The 15,916-nt window shown below is 39.9% G+C and carries 13 protein-coding genes; 4 read left to right on the top strand and 9 right to left on the bottom strand.

What is annotated here, in order from left to right:
* Nucleotides 1-15: 15 nt before the first annotated feature.
* The 4 genes from J2Z81_RS10230 to mmgD all read right to left on the bottom strand — a co-directional run bounded on the left by J2Z81_RS10230 (nucleotide 16) and on the right by mmgD (nucleotide 5,490).
* Entirely contained in the window at nucleotides 16-1,671 is a 1,656-nt protein-coding gene (locus tag J2Z81_RS10230; RefSeq protein WP_029266319.1) for an amidohydrolase, read from the bottom strand.
* Nucleotides 1,672-1,971: 300 nt separating this feature from the next.
* Complete coding sequence (prpB, locus tag J2Z81_RS10225; RefSeq protein WP_226371278.1) at nucleotides 1,972-2,880, bottom strand: methylisocitrate lyase; 909 nt, start codon at nucleotides 2,878-2,880, stop codon at nucleotides 1,972-1,974.
* Nucleotides 2,881-2,895: 15 nt separating this feature from the next.
* Nucleotides 2,896-4,332, bottom strand: coding sequence for a bifunctional 2-methylcitrate dehydratase/aconitate hydratase (locus J2Z81_RS10220; RefSeq protein ID WP_226371277.1), 1,437 nt, complete (start codon nucleotides 4,330-4,332; stop codon nucleotides 2,896-2,898).
* Between the two features lie 48 nt (nucleotides 4,333-4,380).
* Nucleotides 4,381-5,490 (bottom strand): citrate synthase, encoded by a 1,110-nt coding sequence (gene mmgD / locus J2Z81_RS10215; RefSeq protein ID WP_226371276.1) that lies wholly within the window; start codon nucleotides 5,488-5,490, stop codon nucleotides 4,381-4,383.
* Between the two features lie 231 nt (nucleotides 5,491-5,721).
* On the opposite strand from mmgD, the gene J2Z81_RS10210 reads away from it, so the two are divergent.
* A complete protein-coding gene (locus tag J2Z81_RS10210; protein ID WP_029266323.1) occupies nucleotides 5,722-6,591 on the top strand; it encodes a LysR family transcriptional regulator in 870 nt (289 codons plus the stop codon).
* A gap of 50 nt (nucleotides 6,592-6,641) precedes the next feature.
* On the opposite strand, the gene J2Z81_RS10205 is transcribed toward J2Z81_RS10210, so the two are convergent.
* Nucleotides 6,642-7,538 carry a c-type cytochrome gene (locus tag J2Z81_RS10205; protein ID WP_226371275.1) on the bottom strand — a complete coding sequence of 299 codons (897 nt, stop codon included), beginning with the start codon at nucleotides 7,536-7,538 and terminating at the stop codon, nucleotides 6,642-6,644.
* A 40-nt stretch (nucleotides 7,539-7,578) separates the two neighbouring features.
* Nucleotides 7,579-8,496 (bottom strand): c-type cytochrome, encoded by a 918-nt coding sequence (locus J2Z81_RS10200; RefSeq protein ID WP_029266327.1) that lies wholly within the window; start codon nucleotides 8,494-8,496, stop codon nucleotides 7,579-7,581.
* A 370-nt stretch (nucleotides 8,497-8,866) separates the two neighbouring features.
* On the opposite strand from J2Z81_RS10200, the gene J2Z81_RS10195 reads away from it, so the two are divergent.
* Genes J2Z81_RS10195 through J2Z81_RS10185 form a run of 3 tightly spaced genes read left to right on the top strand, consistent with a single transcriptional unit; the run spans nucleotide 8,867 to nucleotide 11,457 of the window.
* A complete protein-coding gene (locus tag J2Z81_RS10195) occupies nucleotides 8,867-9,610 on the top strand; it encodes a metal ABC transporter ATP-binding protein (RefSeq protein WP_029266329.1) in 744 nt (247 codons plus the stop codon).
* Nucleotides 9,611-10,471 carry a metal ABC transporter permease gene (locus tag J2Z81_RS10190; protein ID WP_029266331.1) on the top strand — a complete coding sequence of 287 codons (861 nt, stop codon included), beginning with the start codon at nucleotides 9,611-9,613 and terminating at the stop codon, nucleotides 10,469-10,471.
* Between the two features lie 38 nt (nucleotides 10,472-10,509).
* Entirely contained in the window at nucleotides 10,510-11,457 is a 948-nt protein-coding gene (locus J2Z81_RS10185; protein WP_029266333.1) for a metal ABC transporter solute-binding protein, Zn/Mn family, read from the top strand.
* 57 nt (nucleotides 11,458-11,514) lie between these two features.
* On the opposite strand, the gene J2Z81_RS10180 is transcribed toward J2Z81_RS10185, so the two are convergent.
* From J2Z81_RS10180 to dapA, 3 genes are all read right to left on the bottom strand, one after another.
* A complete protein-coding gene (locus tag J2Z81_RS10180; protein WP_226371274.1) occupies nucleotides 11,515-12,975 on the bottom strand; it encodes an APC family permease in 1,461 nt (486 codons plus the stop codon).
* Nucleotides 12,976-13,342: 367 nt separating this feature from the next.
* The gene (locus J2Z81_RS10175) at nucleotides 13,343-14,830 is read right to left on the bottom strand and encodes an aldehyde dehydrogenase family protein (protein ID WP_029266336.1); all 1,488 of its coding nucleotides are present in this window, start codon (nucleotides 14,828-14,830) and stop codon (nucleotides 13,343-13,345) included.
* A 136-nt stretch (nucleotides 14,831-14,966) separates the two neighbouring features.
* Entirely contained in the window at nucleotides 14,967-15,860 is an 894-nt protein-coding gene (gene dapA, locus J2Z81_RS10170; protein ID WP_226371273.1) for a 4-hydroxy-tetrahydrodipicolinate synthase, read from the bottom strand.
* Between the last annotated feature and the right edge of the window lie 56 nt (nucleotides 15,861-15,916).

Raw genomic sequence — 15,916 nt, 5'->3', positions numbered from 1 at the left:
TCCTGCTAAAATCTATTAAAAACCTTTTAAAAGCATTGAATTCTCTGCAACACGTAATTCATTTTCACTAAAAATTATCTCTCCATCAACCATTGTTAAAATTACTTTCATATCATCTATATTTTTCGCAGGTACCTCGAAAATATTTTTATCCAGTACGATGATGTCCGCAAGTTTCCCTCTTTCTAGCGTTCCTAGTTCATTTTCTCTGAAAACACTGTATGCTGAACCAATGGTATATGCCTTTAGAGCTTCTGCAATGGAAATTTTCTCTTGTCCATTCCAAACGTTTTCTCCAGTATAATCAAATCGATTTACAGCATAATAAATTTCCAGCATTGGATTTAGGACAGTTACCGGGAAGTCGGTGCCAAATGATACCTTTATGTCTTCCCCCTGCAATGATTTACACGGATATAAGTAAGGATGTTTTTCTTTTTTCACCCGTGTCGTATGACTTTCTTTCGGCATCAGAGCTAAGTGGGAAGGTTGAATGGAAGGGATGACTCCTAACTCTTTTAGTTTAGAGATGTCGTTTGGATCAATCACTTCAATATGCTCTAAGGCATGTCGCGAATCTCTAACCCCGTTTACCTTTTGTGCCTCCTCAAAAATATTTAATCCAAAGTTAACAGCCCCGTCTCCTATGGCATGAAACCGTATTTGAAATCCTTCCTTATCCGCCTGTAGTGCTCGCCTTTTTATCACTTCTTTTGGTAAAGCAGTGCTTCCTCTTGTTTTTGACTTATCTACGTAAGGATCTAACATATAAGCAGTATGACTAGTTACAACTCCATCAATAAATTGTTTTAATCCCACAAACTTTAGCTTTTCTGAATCAAACGTATTTTTCATTTCTTTAGCGTTTTCAATGTTGTCATCTAAAATTGGATAAAGATGAATGCGGGCAGATAGCCGTCCTGTCTCATCAAATTGTTTAAACAAACGGAATAGGTCAGGCCCATGCAATTGCTCCACGCTATTAACATATAGATCATTTACTGAAGTAATACCTAATCTCGCAGCCTCTTCCAAAAAAGACTCAAGTAGCTCCGTCTTATCTTGATTAGTCATTGTTAACGCCTTATCAGCTACCAGGCCTGTTGCAGTTTCAATCAATATTCCGGTCAATTCTCCGTGTTCATCTTTTTGAATTACTCCATTAGACGGATTATTGGTCTGATTCGTAACCCCAACCACTTCGAGTGCCTTACTATTCACCCATGAATAATGAAATTCCGCATGGAACAAGAGCACTGGCCGGTCATCAACCATCCGGTCGATTTCAAACCGATCTGGGAAGTCTTCTCCCCACCCTAGATGATCCCAGCCATAACCAATAATCCAATCATTATTTGGTCTTTGATCAGCAAATTCTTTTACTTTTTTAATCGCATCTGCTGATGAAGTGGAACCTGACAAATCAACACTGCCATGTGTTAATAATGCACCGAGCATTAAATGTAAATGAGCATCATGAAAACCAGGCATAATCGTTCGATTTCCAAAATCATATTCTTTTGTATTTGGTCCAATGAATGACTTTATTTCCTCTATAGATCCTACAGCTATTATTTTATTTTCTTTAATTGCAACTGCACCAGCCTTGGTATGCTCCTCTACTCCGGTAAATACGGATTGACTGAAAAATATTTTATCTGCTAGCACCATGTTAATTTTCCTCCTATTATTCAGTAATTAAAGCGCTTACATTTAAGATGCAATTTGCATGCCACCTGACCAAGAATCAATAAAGTTTTCTCTATAAACCGATATAACAGGCCTGCTCATTTATTTAATATTTTAATATTGCGTAATATTTCATTAACTTTTATGAAGTATTGCATATTTCTATTCAATAATGCATAAATGATATTCTTCAACCAAATAGCTTCTATACCAAAAAAAATCCTCCTCACGCCGGCTAAGGTGTGAGGAGGTTCTTTCTATTCTAATGGGCTGCCTTCTATTCTACGAATCACTTGGCAGAATTGTTTTTGCAATGTCTTGATCCAGGGATTCAAAGTCTTCTAAAGAGATCGTTTCATATAATTCTTTTCTTGTTTGCATGTCGGCTACAGCTTCTTTTTGTGTACCTTTTGTTTTGATTAGGTCAAACACGCGTTCATACGCTTTAGCTGCTACACGCATGGAGGTCACCGGGTAGATAACCATAGCGAATCCCATGCTTTCAAATTCTTCAGCGGTAATATAGGGTGTTTTCCCGAACTCAGTCATATTGGCAAGTAGCGGAACTGTTACTTTTTCGGCGAATACACTAAATTCTTCATCTGTTTGTAGTGCTTCAGGGAAAATGCCGTCTGCACCTGCTTCCATATAAGCTGCAGAGCGCTCAATCGCTGCATCCAGTCCTTCTACTGCTCTTGCATCCGTACGTGCGATTACGACGAGAGACGGTGCTACTTCTTTAATTGCTTTAATTTTTTGGGCCATTTCCTCTTTTGTGACAAGTTGTTTGCCATTTAAATGACCACATTTTTTTGGAAGTTGCTGATCTTCTATTTGTACGGCTGCTACATTTGCTTCTACCATTTCACGGGCAGTCCGTGCCACGTTTAATACTCCGCCAAAACCTGTATCAATATCAACAAGAACTGGTAAATTGGTTGCCCGTACGAGATCCCGAGCTCGCTCAGCTATTTCCGTTGAAGTTACCATGCCAAGATCAGGGATACCCTTGCTTGCTGTATAAGCTCCTCCGGATAGATAAAGTGCTTTGAATCCTGTATTTTTTGCGACAAGCGCAGCCATTGCATCATGCGCTCCAGGGATTTGCAGGATAGATTTCTCATTAATTAAGGCTTGAAATTGCTTTGCTAATTTTTCTTGCGATGATGGTTGATCCACGATCCACGCCATACTTGATGCACTCCTTTATTCATTCACAAATAAATCCATAAATTCATGAACACCCAATGTGTTGATTTTTTCTTCCGCACACGCTTCTTCGATTTTCTTTCTCTGTTTGGCTGTATACTTGGTAGCAAGATTTGCTGAAAACTTTTCCACAATTCTTGGGTATGCCTCTTTTCTTCTGAAACGGTGTCCAAGTGGATATTCACATACGATTCTATCAGTTGTCGTTCCATCCTTAAAGTAAACTTGAACAGCATTGGCAATGGAACGTTTATCAGGATCCAAATAATCTGCTGTATATTCTTTGTCTTCCGTAACAATCATTTTGTCGCGTAAGTGATCAATTCTTGGATCACTTGCTGCTTCATCTTCGTAATCTTCTGCTGTAACATTTCCTTTCAGCAGGCCAATCGCTGTAATATACTGTAAGCAATGATCGCGGTCAGCCGGATTATGAAGCGGTCCTTTTTTATCAATAATGCGGATCGCTGATTCATGTGTCGTAATCTCTACTTTATCAATTTCATCGATGCGATCCTTAACCTCTGCATGCAGATCTACTGCTGCTTCTGCTGCTGTTTGCGCATGGAATTCAGCAGGATAAGCAACTTTAAATAAAACATTTTCCATCACATAAGCATCAAGCGGACGGCCTAATGTTAATGTTTGCTTGTTAAATAAAACGTCCTGAAAGCCCCATCCTGGTGCAGTTAATGCACTCGGATAACCCATTTCACCTTTTACCGCAAGCTGAGCAAGGAATACTGCTCTGCTTGTAGCGTCACCAGCTGCCCAAGATTTTCTGGATCCTGTATTTGGGAAGTGGCGATACGTGCGCAAACTGGAATTATCGATCCATGCATTCGATAGCGCATTATTAATTTCCTCGCGTCCTCCGCCAAGCATTTTTGTAACGACAGCAGTTGTAGCAATTTTTACAAATAATACGTGATCCAATCCAACTCGATTCAAACTATTTTCTAGCGCAAGCACACCTTGAATCTCATGAGCCTTAATCATCATTTCCAGTACATCGCGGACGACAAGCGGGGACTCTCCCTTTGCAACACGCGCCTGGCTAATATAATCACTCACAGCAAGGATACCACCTAAGTTATCGGATGGATGCCCCCATTCTGCTGCTAGCCATGTATCATTATAGTCAAGCCAACGAATCATGGTACCGATATTAAATGCACCTCTTACCGGATCAAGTACATGGGAAGTTCCAGGTACGCGTGTTCCATTTGGCACAACGGTTCCAGGAACAACAGGCCCAAGCAGCTTTGTGCATTCTGGATAATTCAAAGCCAGAATGCCGCATCCTAACGTATCCATTAAAACATAGCGGGCTGTTGTAAACGCCTCTTCACTGGTAATTTCTTTATTTAAAACATAGTCCGTTATTTCTTCTAGCAATGCATCTACTTTATTTTCTTCATTTACTTTTAGCATACATCTCTTCCTTTCTTATTCAACAGAGCGTACACCGCCCCACTGTTTTTATGCATAAGGTTTCCCTATATAGTTAACACGAGGTCTGAACAGTCGGTTATTCTGATGCTGTTCTGTAACGTGTGCACACAGACCTACAGTTCGAGCACTAAAGAAAATCGGTGTATACAGATCGATTGGGATTCCGAGCATCCAGTAAACAGGAGCTGCATAATAATCCAGGTTTGGATAAAGTCCTTTCTCCTGTTTCATCAATTCTTCTCCAGCTTCACATTTTTCAAGCAGTGAGTAATCTCCTGCTTTTTCACAAAGCTCCTTCAATGATTCTTTCATCACAGCAGCTCTTGGATCCATTTTCTTCATATAAACACGGTGACCAAAGCCCATGATTTTTTCTTTTTTATACAGTTTTTTCGTCAGTATCTCTTCAAAATCAGCTGCAGATTCCGCTTCCTGTAATAGATACATCACAGCTTCATTTGCACCGCCATGTAAATTACCTTTTAAGGAAGAAACTGCGCCTGTTAGTGCACCATACATATCTGCGTTAGTAGAGGCAATAACTCTGGATGTAAAAGTTGAATTTGGCATTTCATGTTCACTATACAACAGAAGGGAACGATCGAAAATCTCAGCGTCCTCCTCAGATGGTACCTCTCCTGTAATCATATAGAGAAAGTTAGCGCTATACGAGAGGTCCTTGTGAGGATGTACAATCTCTTTCCCGTTGAGTGCACGGTAACTATTCACTGTAATTGCAGGCATTTTTGCCAAAAGGTCATACGCCCGTTCCGTATCTGCTTCATACGAGCGGTCGTCTATCTGATTGTCATATCCTGCTAACGCGGATAAACCAGTTCTAAGTCCATCCATCGGGTGAATTTGTTTCCTAAGAAGTGAAAAAATATCCAGAATTTCTGTAGGAATCGCATATCTTTCTTTTAGCTTTTCCTCCAGTTTCGTTTTTTCATTTTGATCAGGAAGTTTATCTTCGAGTAAAAGATGTGCTATATCTAAATAATCCTGTTCCTTTGACAGTTCAATCAGATCATACCCTTTGATCACAATTTTCTCTTTCTCTGTATCTAGTAATGAAATTGCAGTTTCTGATGCGATAACTCCTTCAAGTCCCGGTACAAAATTAGATTTCGCTTCCATTTTGCTCCTCCTTTGTCTAAAATACCATTCTTGTTATCTTTGAAATCCCTTTCAACATTCGACAACAAACTGCTCGGTATTTTTCAAAATCTAGCCAAAGACCACATTTTTCTATCATTTCTTTATTTTCCTATAACTCTATTATAAATTTGTCGCAGCGATTTTAAAAGTATATAATATTTATAACTAGCCATCAGTTTTTTCTATGGCTGAATGCATGGAGGAATGATAATGAATTTGCAGGACTGGGAAATGCTCTCTACTTTATATGCCACTAAAAACATCACACATGCAGCACAAAGCCTGTTTTTATCACAGCCAACACTAACTTCCCGTTTAAAAAAAATGGAAGATTATTATGGTGTTTCGCTTATTATCCGGAAAAGAAGAGGGATCACCTTTACCCCAGAAGGACAAAAACTGGCACAGCATGCGAAACATATGCTCAAGGAACAAAGAAATATAGAAGAAACGTTAATGAATATGAAAGACCATGTCGCTGGTACACTCCGGGTAGGTGTTTCGAATTTCTTTGCCTTAAATAAAATGCCAAAACTATTACATCTTTTTAATCAAAAACATCCTGATGTAGAATGTCAGGTTGTAACCGGATGGAGCAGTGAAATGCACCGAAAGCTTTTAAATCATGAAGTACACCTAAGTTTCATCAAAGGAAATTATCCATGGCAGGAACATAAAGAACTGCTTTATGAAGAAAATATATGTATTGCTGCACCATGGCCATTTGCGTGGGAGGATCTCCCCTCCCTGCCCCGAATCGATTATTATACAGATGCGGGAATGAGGGATACCATTGATCATTGGTGGTTTACCAATTATAAAGAAAATCCTTACATTAATATTCATGTCAATGATGTAGAAACATGTAAAGAAATGGTAATTAATAAACTTGGTTATGCTATTTTAGCCAATTTGGTTGTCCATCCATATCCGGAACTTAACGTCAAACCCGTTCACAGTCCTTCCGGCGAACCCATTACTCGCAAAACATGGATGTACTACCATACCGAATCCTTACAATTAAATATTGTGCGTGCATTCGTTGATTTTATCCGTACAATGGACGTTAAAAATTTGTAATGATAATAACAAAAGCTCCCTTGGCATGGGAGCTTTTGTTCCACTTCCTGTCAATGGTTCATCTTCGACCAGTCAAATGTACCTTCCTGAATTTTCTTGCGTTCTTCTTTTGTAATCACATCGTTTGGACGTTCTTCTTCAGGCCAGTCGTTCTCATGACCTTCCCACTCCGGTCGCTCTTTGGACAGTAAAAAGGCTGCAAGGTCAGTTGCCTCCTGATCGGTTAGCGATCCGGCATCATCTTCTGGCATATTATTTTTAATATAATTGGTCATGACTTTCATTCGGCTCAAACTGGCCCCATCGCTAAAAGATTTCGCCCCCCATAAAGCAGGTCCGGACGTCACCCCTTTTCCAGATCCATCAGTAGCATGACAAGACATACAATTCTTTTCTTCATAAAGTTCTTCCCCATTTTCTACACTTGGCTCAGGAATCTCTTCTATTATTTGTATTTCCTGCTCGGATTCTACATCCCAGCCTACCGCAATACCATCCGATATATGTGTCAAATAAGCCACAATGGAGCGCATTTCCTCCCCGTCATACTCTAGTTTTTCCCCGTTCATACTGCGAACTATGCAACTGTTAATACGCTCTTCAATGGTTTGTACCGTACCTGCACGTGGCTGGTATTTCGGATACTGTCCCGTCACACCGACAAGCGTTGAACCTTGAGATGTGCCGCCATCCGCGTGACAACTCATACAAGCCATTTCATTTCCAACTTTTTCAGGCAACATCGTATCCGTTTCATTAAAAATTTTTTCTCCATCCTTAATATACGGTGTCATCGGATCACTTGGATCTAAATCACTTACAGAAGAAGGATCAGAATTAGATGCGGATTTCGTATCTTCAACATTTTTTGTTGTCGTTTCAGAACAAGCTGCAATGACCACTATGAAGGCAAACATATAGAACCACAGGCTCTTTTTTTTCAGCATTTCCTTCCCCCATCCCCTTCTATTTAAATTGATAAGCTCCTTATTTTTCATAATCATACGCTTTCTTAGGTACAATATGATCGATTTCTGTCCAATCAAACGTTCCGTTACGTATCTTTTCTCGGCGTTCCTGTGTAATGATATCGGTAGGACGTCCTCCATCTGACCAGTCTTTATCATGGCCTCCCCAGACTGGGCGTTCACGCGATAGAATAAAGGCACCCAAATCAGCAGCCTCTTGATCTGTTAAGGAACCAGGGTTATGTTTAGGCATATATTCTTTAATAAATCCGGATATATCAGATAAACGGTTCATTCCAGCCCCATCATTAAAGGAACCATCCCCCCATAAAGGTGGTCCGGATGTCATTCCTTTGCCAGAACCGTCTGTTGCATGACAAGACATACAACTCTTTTCTACAAACAATTCACTGCCTCTTTCAATATCTGGTTCTGGAATTTCTTCCATTTTATCAAGTCCCAGCCATGCTGCTTCTCCTTGCTGTATACCTTCAGATAGGTGGGTTAAGTACGCTGAAATAGCGCGCATTTCTTCACTTTCAAATTCCAGCTCCTCCCCGTTCATACTACGGAGCATACATCCATTAATACGGTCTTCAATGGTAAAAATGGTATCTTCACGGGGGCGAAAAGCAGGATATTCCGTCGTTACCCCAATCATTGAAATCGTACTTGAAGCCCCGCCATCTGCATGACAGCTTGCACAAGACAATTCATTTCCGGTTTTTTCAGGTAGTACTGTACTTGTCTTATTAAAAATCTCTTCCCCATATTTCGCGTAAGGTGTCATCGGATCATTTGGGTCCAAATCTTCTAGAGAGGGTAGGTCTTCTGGTATCTCCTTTGTTTCTTGCTTACTCGTTTCTTGTGAACAAGCTGAAACCAATACAATCATAATGAATAGCATAAAGACATAGCCCTTTTTATTACCTTGCATTCTCCATCCACCCTTCCGTCTATTTTCTGTTCTTCTTACATGCCGCTTTCACTCACTATGATTCTATTAATAATTGTGACTAAAATATGACTGATTTTAGAATGTTTAAGTATTACATTAAATAGCAGCATACAACAGGATTATCATCTAATGAATAGCTTGACATTTGTTCGACAAAATTCGGGGAGTGCCAGGCACCCGCACATATACAGCCAAGTAAACATAATATAAAAAAAGTTTAAATAAAATATCGTTTAAATGTTTACTTAATCAATAAAGTATTATATAATAACAAAAGTTGCATACGGCAAACATATATATACTAATACAAGTAAGAAAGTACAAGTCAAACTTTTTAGGAGGGTAAAAGATGAACCAAACTATAGACGTGGAAAATCTCCATGTGTCTTATTATGGAAAGTCCGTCATTCATGATGTTAACTTTTCATTTGAACCGGGAAATTTGGTCGGGATTATCGGTCCAAACGGTGCTGGCAAATCAACGATGATGAAGGCTGTGCTCGGACTGACTCCTCGAGATGCGGGGAATGTATCCTTTATTGGTCAATCAGTTGAAGCTGTTCGAAAAAAAATTGCTTACGTGCCGCAACGGTCCAACATCGATTGGGATTTCCCTATCATTGTGAAGGATACGGTATTGCTTGGCACCTATCCAAAACTCGGGTTATTCCGTCGCCCTAAAAAGGCAGATAAAGCATGGGCATTACAATGCCTGGAAAAAGTAGGGATGGAAGATTTTGCTCATAACCAGATCGGTGAGCTATCCGGTGGTCAGCAACAACGTGTTTTTTTAGCCCGGGCGCTGGCGCAACAAGCGGATTATTTTTTTCTGGATGAACCATTTGTAGGGATTGATGTATCAAGTGAAAATGTCATCATTAATATCTTGAAAGACTTAAAAGAGGAAGGCAAAACAATCTTTGTCGTCCATCATGATTTAGGAAAAGTCGAGGATTATTTTGATGAATTGATTTTAATTAATAAAAACTTAATTGGCGCCGGACCAGTAAATGAGGTATTTAAAGCAGATATACTGCAACAAGCCTATCAAACTCCATTTTCTGTAATGTCTGGTATGGGGGTAGGTGTTTAAATGGATTTCTTCCAAGATATGATAAATTATGAGTTTTTACAAAAAGCGCTTATCACCTCAACCGTCGTAGGAATTATTTGTGGTGTAATCGGTTCTTTCATAGTCTTGCGTGGTATGGCCTTGATGGGAGACGCTCTTTCACACGCTGTCTTACCAGGTGTCGCCATTTCCTACATGGTGGGAATCAATTACTTTTATGGAGCTGTGCTCACAGGTATATTAACAGCTCTTGGCATTGGTTATATTAGTGAAAACAGCCGTGTTAAAAATGATTCCTCGATTGGAATTGTTTTTTCAGCCGCTTTTGCTCTGGGTGTCATTTTGATTACCAAAGCACAAAGTGCAACAGACTTACAACAGATTTTATTTGGTAATGTGTTATCTGTTCGATCATCTGATATGTGGCTAACCATTATCATAGGGGCGATCGTGCTTCTGGCTATTTTACTATTTTATAAAGAATTACTAGTTTCCAGTTTTGACGAAACGATGGCTGCTGCTTACGGTCTGAAAACAAAAGTGATTCATTATGCTATCATGGTGCTTTTGACCCTCGTTACGGTAGCATCCTTGCAGACTGTTGGTGTTATCCTGGTTGTTTCCATGCTGATTACACCGGCAGCGACTGCCTACTTATTAACAAACCGGTTATCAACGATGATTGCCCTTGCAGCATTTTTTGGGGCAATATCGGCAGTCAGTGGTATATACATTAGTTTTATTTACAATATGCCAACCGGTCCTGTCATTGCTCTAGCGACAACAGCAATTTTTGTGGCAACATTATTACTTTCACCAAAACAAGGTGTGCTTTGGCGGGCGCTTCGAAAAATTAAGCAGCGCCAGACCATTAGTGGATAATAGAAATAGATATAAGATGAATAGGAGGAATAGAAAAAATGAGAAAGTTTATTGTTGGTATTGCCATGCTAAGTATGGCAGCATTTTTCCTTGCAGCATGCGGAAGTGACGACAAGGCATCAGGAGAAGGTGGCGATGGTAAGCTTAAAGTTGTTACATCGTTTACAATTATTGAAGACATGGCAAAGGAAGTAGGCGGAGATAACGTTGAAGTTACGAACCTTGTGCCAACTGGAACAGATCCACATGAATATGAGCCAACGCCAGATGATATTAAAGCAGCAACAGATGCAGATGTATTATTTTATAACGGTTTGAATCTAGAAGGTGGAGAAAAGGGTTGGTTCTTCAAAATGCTTGATTCTACCGGACAGGATGAAGAAAATGCTTATCTTTTAACAGAAGATGTGGAGCCTATGTATATTGGTGGGGGAGATAGCGAACATGAAGAAGAAATTAACCCACACGCATTTATTGACCCTGGTGTAGGGATCAAAATGACGGAAGCTTTACGTGATGCTTTTGTGGAGGTAGATCCTGACAACAAAGAGGAATATGAAAAGAGTGCGGAAGAATATCTTAAACAATTAAAAGAAATTGATAAGGAATACGAGGAAAGAATCAATGAAATTCCGGAAGAAAACCGTGTTTTTGTAACAAGTGAACGCGCATTCCAATACATGACATCACACTATGGTTTAAAAGAAGGCTGGATTTGGGAAATTGATACAGACGAAAATGGATCCACAGAACAAATTACAAGCCTCGTTGAATTTTTAGAAGAAAATGAAGCACCTGTTGTTTTCACAGAATCTAACGTTGACCCTCGCCCTATGGAAACAGTTTCTAATGAATCAGGGGTTCCAAACTTTGAAGATCCGATTTATTCTGATGAAATTGGCGGAGAAGGTGCTGATACGTATCTTAGCTACTTAGAATATAACATTGATGTGATCGCCGAAGGTTTAGGCGGAGACAAAGAATAAGCAACAAACAGCTGCTTCTGAAAGTGCATGCAGCTGTTTGTTATTTTTTCTATGATTCTATTCATCTCTTTTCGGCTTGATCTCTTTATCTCCTAGAATAAGATAATTCAATTCTTCCTTTGGTATGCGGTTGAATTCTTTTCTTTTTGCAAAGTAAAAAATAATTCCAAGCAATATCCACAGACCTAATGCGATTCTAGATTCGATGCCAAGAAATGCAGGCGATCCAGGTATTAGTAAGAGACAAATAAAGATCAAACTTGCGATAACGCCAATCCCGGAATATGTCTTTTTAAATGGCGAAACCTCATGTTTAGAAGGAATGAGATCTTTATCCTTTGACCATTTGAATAATTTGAAAGCTGTAAAACATGTATATAAATAGGCAATGGATACTCCGATCGACGACATATCAACAACCCACGTTAACGCCTCACGCCCGAACCATGGAGCTAGCATCGATACAACTACTGTAAAAATAACAGCAATGTAAGGTGTCTCATGCTTCGGATGCAATCTAGAAAAAGCAGACGGTAAAATTTTAGCGCGTGACATCGCAAACAATAGACGGCTTGTCGCAAGGATAAATCCGTTTAAACCAGTGAAGACTCCCATCGTAAGTGCTGTTACCAAAATAATTAGTCCCATCGTTCCCACTACATCCTGGATTGCAAATCCTGTCCCCCAGATATGATTTTCAGCTACTAGATCTTGCCACGGTCCTGTCATAGACGTTGCAATAATCATCAAACTGTATAAAATAGCAGCAAATAGTAAAGCTAAAATAATCAAAGTAAATGCCTTTTTAGCTGGAAAATCAAACTCCTCAGCGGCCTGCGGGACGGCATCAAAGCCAACATAGGCCCACGGTGCAATAGCAACAATAGAAATAATTGCAGCAAATGCTGTTGTATTAGTAGGAAAAGAAGGATGGATATTGGATAAACCTGCTCCCGGTTGTCCTCCTACCATAAAGGTTAATGCAATAACACCCACAACCATCACGCAGGCGAAAATGAACTGGATTTGACCAGACAGCCCTGTTCCTTTTGTGTTGAAATAACCGAAGATCCCCAGTGCAGCAGATGCAATAATGATTTCCATTCCGTAAACATCCCAACCTGCAATGGTATAAAGATGGAGATTTTCAATCACAGCGGGGAAAACAAATTTAATCATGAGCGCAAATGCAGAGGCATTGAGTGCCACAATACAGATATATCCCAGGGCTAAAAACCATCCACTAATGAAGGCGTGTGTCCTGCCCAAACTAATATACGCATAGGCAAACTCCCCTCCCGAAACCGGAAAACTTTTAATGAGAAAACCATAACTTACAGCAATCAGCATCATTAATAATGCACCAATACTAAAACCAATAATCACTCCTAAGGGACCTGCATCAGCCATCCACGTTGTCGGCTGGACAAATGCTCCCCATCCAATCGCAGAACCTAAAGCAATCGCCCAGACCCAATGCGGCTTAAGTGTCTTTTTTAGCGTCTGTCGCTCTTCCATGCTTTTCCTCCTTCAAATTAAATTCTTGTCTGATGTTTATTCCGTGGAAGTGTATATATGTCAGCTTCCCCCCTGTAAAATCAATATGATAACGCTTTCAAAACCCATCTCCCCTCTATTAAACCAAACATATACGACAAATACCATATGTATTAAAGTTAAATCTATTATATTTTATAATGAATCCCATTACAAATTTGAATAAAAAAGTTTTTACGATTTGATAAAGCGTGCAAAATATGGTGTTTTGGCTTCTTTTACACTGGCAACCATTTTTCTACCTTTAAGACGTAAATAATTAGTTCAACTAAAAAAAGGAGGCAGCCCCCATGCGAATCGTTCACATGGGGGCTGCCTCCCTTCTCGTTTACTTTACTTTTACTAATACACTTTTAACCTCGGTATAGTTAGCTAGGCCGTATTCTCCGCCCATTTCTCTTCCGACACCGGACTTTTTATATCCGCCAAATGGCATTGTTTCAAGCTCCAAGCCGAAGTCGTTCACCCATACAGTACCCGCTTGCAATTTACCTGCAATATAATGGCCTGTTCGAATGTTTTCTGTCCATACACTGGCTGCTAAACCATATTCACTATCGTTTGCCCGCTCAATTACCTCTTCTACATCATCAAAAACGAATACCGACATAACTGGGCCAAAAATTTCTTCTCTTGCAATGGTCATGTCATCCTCGACATCAGCAAAGATTGTTGGCTCTACGAAGTAACCTTTGTCAAATGCTTTTTTTCCGCCAGCGACCAAACGTGCGCCTTCTTCCTTTCCTTTGTCAATATAATCAAGCACCGTTTGCTGTTGTTTCGCTGAAACAAGTGGTCCCATTTCTGTCTCAGGATTCATTCCTGGTCCTAGTTTCATTGCTTTTGCACGTTCTGCAAGTTCTTCAACAACACGGTCGTAATGCTTGCGATGAACAAATACACGCGTACATGCACTACAGTTTTGACCATGGTTATACATTGTCCCGTTAAAAGAACCTTCAATGGCTTCTTCGAGATTTGCATCTTCTAAAATAATGCTTGGGGATTTTCCTCCGAGCTCTAGTGTCACATCTTTAATATCATCCGCTGCTTTCTTCATCACACCTTTTCCAACAGCCGTTGATCCCGTAAAAGCAACTTTTGCGATATCTTTATGTGTGATAATCGACTCTCCTGCCACACTGCCTGAACCAGGAACAATATTAACAACCCCGTCCGGGAAGCCAGCTTCCTTAAATAATTTTGCTGCATAAAGTAAAGACAATGGCGTCTCACTAGCTGGTTTAATGACAACCGTACAACCTACCGCTAAAGCAGAACCAAGTTTCCAACTGGCCATTGCAAGCGGGAAGTTCCATGGAATGACCTGACCAACCACACCAACAGGCTCATGCACAATATAATTAAAATAATCAGGAGATACATTTACCGTTTTTCCTGTGATTTTTGTTGCCCATCCAGCATAGTACCGGAAATGCTGAACGGTTCCGTCCACATCATCTGCAAGTGCTACCTCGTACGGCTTGCCGTTATCCATCGCCTCAAGCTGGGCAAGCTCTTCTCTGTTTTCATCGAGCAAATCAGCAAACTTATAGATGAGGTGTGAGCGTTCAGCTGCTTCCATTTTTGTCCATTCTCCATGCTCAAATGCATCTTTTGCAGCAGCAACCGCGACATCTATATCTTCCTCTTGTGCTTCGCTCACCCTTGCAATGACTCCCTCCGTTGCCGGGTCAAGAACATCGAATGTTTTCCCACTGATAGACTGTACATATTCTCCGTTAATATAAAGACCTTTCACATCTTGCAAAAATTCCTTTACTTTTGGCTTTAAAACAATTTCTTTTGTTGCCAATGAAAAAACCTCCTTAATTTAATTTCATCCTCTGTCAATCTATGAACAGTAACCTTCTTAACCGATTAAATAGACTACGCTAAGAAGGCTCTTTTCCTATTGAACTTCTTTCATGCAGTCGTAGAAACTGAAGGTGCTATTGTTGAATGGTTTCTAAACTGCTTAAAATCCCCTGAAGTTTCGCCTCTTCTGCTTCCGTTAATGGAAGTCTCGGTTTACGTGATGGACCACCTGCAAGACCTTGCAGTTCCATTGCTCTTTTTACAATTTGAACAGGCTTTCCTTCCCCCTCAAGCAAGTTGCATAATGGAAGGATTTTATCATATAACTCCCATGCCTTATCGATCTTATTTTCCTTTACACTGTTATACAGATCTGTTGCTAAACGTGGTGCTATATTTGCTGCGACAGAAATCCAGCCAGTTGCCCCAACTAAAAACGACTCTAAAGCTAAATCATCTGCACCGCAAAATGTTTTAAGAAATCCTTTTCCTTGTCTAGTAATATCGCGAACTTTACTAATATCACCGCTCGATTCTTTAATATGCGTGATGTTTTCAACCTCGCGGGCAACATCTAAGATCGTTTCTGTTCCAATATTAATCCCTGACGTAAATGGGTTATTGTACAGCATGATCGGAAACGTTACAGCATTAGCAACTGCTTTAAAATGTTCATATATCTCTTCATCTTTTGGATGTGCGTAATACGAATTGATGATTAGGGCAGCATCCGCACCAACAGCTTCTGCTTGTTTCGTATATTCAATGGCATCTTGTGTTGTTTCAGCAGCAGTTCCTACTACAACCGGTATTCTCCCATTTACTTGTTCAACCGCTACTTCAGCTACTTTATAGCGCTCTTCCTTTGTTAAACTGACAAATTCTCCCGTACTGCCATTCACTGCAATACCTGCTACACCTACATCGATAAAGTATTCAATATTTTTCTTCAGTCCCTCATAGTCCACTTCAAAATCCTGTGTCATCGGTGTAATTAATACTGGAAATGCTCCTTCTAATTGTTTCATTTTAAAATTCCTCCTTGGATGTATTTTTGAAATTTATATTCGACAAAATTCGAGTG

The sequence above is a fragment of the Virgibacillus alimentarius genome, assembly GCF_017874635.1.
GTDB classification, from domain to species: domain Bacteria; phylum Bacillota; class Bacilli; order Bacillales; family Amphibacillaceae; genus Virgibacillus_B; species Virgibacillus_B alimentarius.
This window is presented reverse-complemented; position numbering and strand designations above follow the sequence as displayed.

Bases quoted from the DNA above. Each gene is read 5' to 3' on its own strand.
- J2Z81_RS10200 (WP_029266327.1), bottom strand. From the start codon at position 8,496: ATGCAAGGTAATAAAAAGGGCTATGTCTTTATGCTATTCATTATGATT.
- J2Z81_RS10230 (WP_029266319.1), bottom strand. From the start codon at position 1,671: ATGGTGCTAGCAGATAAAATATTTTTCAGTCAATCCGTATTTACCGGA.
- prpB (WP_226371278.1), bottom strand. From the start codon at position 2,880: ATGGCGTGGATCGTGGATCAACCATCATCGCAAGAAAAATTAGCAAAG.
- J2Z81_RS10210 (WP_029266323.1), top strand. From the start codon at position 5,722: ATGAATTTGCAGGACTGGGAAATGCTCTCTACTTTATATGCCACTAAA.
- dapA (WP_226371273.1), bottom strand. From the start codon at position 15,860: ATGAAACAATTAGAAGGAGCATTTCCAGTATTAATTACACCGATGACA.
- J2Z81_RS10190 (WP_029266331.1), top strand. From the start codon at position 9,611: ATGGATTTCTTCCAAGATATGATAAATTATGAGTTTTTACAAAAAGCG.
- J2Z81_RS10185 (WP_029266333.1), top strand. From the start codon at position 10,510: ATGAGAAAGTTTATTGTTGGTATTGCCATGCTAAGTATGGCAGCATTT.
- J2Z81_RS10205 (WP_226371275.1), bottom strand. From the start codon at position 7,538: ATGCTGAAAAAAAAGAGCCTGTGGTTCTATATGTTTGCCTTCATAGTG.
- mmgD (WP_226371276.1), bottom strand. From the start codon at position 5,490: ATGGAAGCGAAATCTAATTTTGTACCGGGACTTGAAGGAGTTATCGCA.
- J2Z81_RS10220 (WP_226371277.1), bottom strand. From the start codon at position 4,332: ATGCTAAAAGTAAATGAAGAAAATAAAGTAGATGCATTGCTAGAAGAA.
- J2Z81_RS10180 (WP_226371274.1), bottom strand. From the start codon at position 12,975: ATGGAAGAGCGACAGACGCTAAAAAAGACACTTAAGCCGCATTGGGTC.
- J2Z81_RS10195 (WP_029266329.1), top strand. From the start codon at position 8,867: ATGAACCAAACTATAGACGTGGAAAATCTCCATGTGTCTTATTATGGA.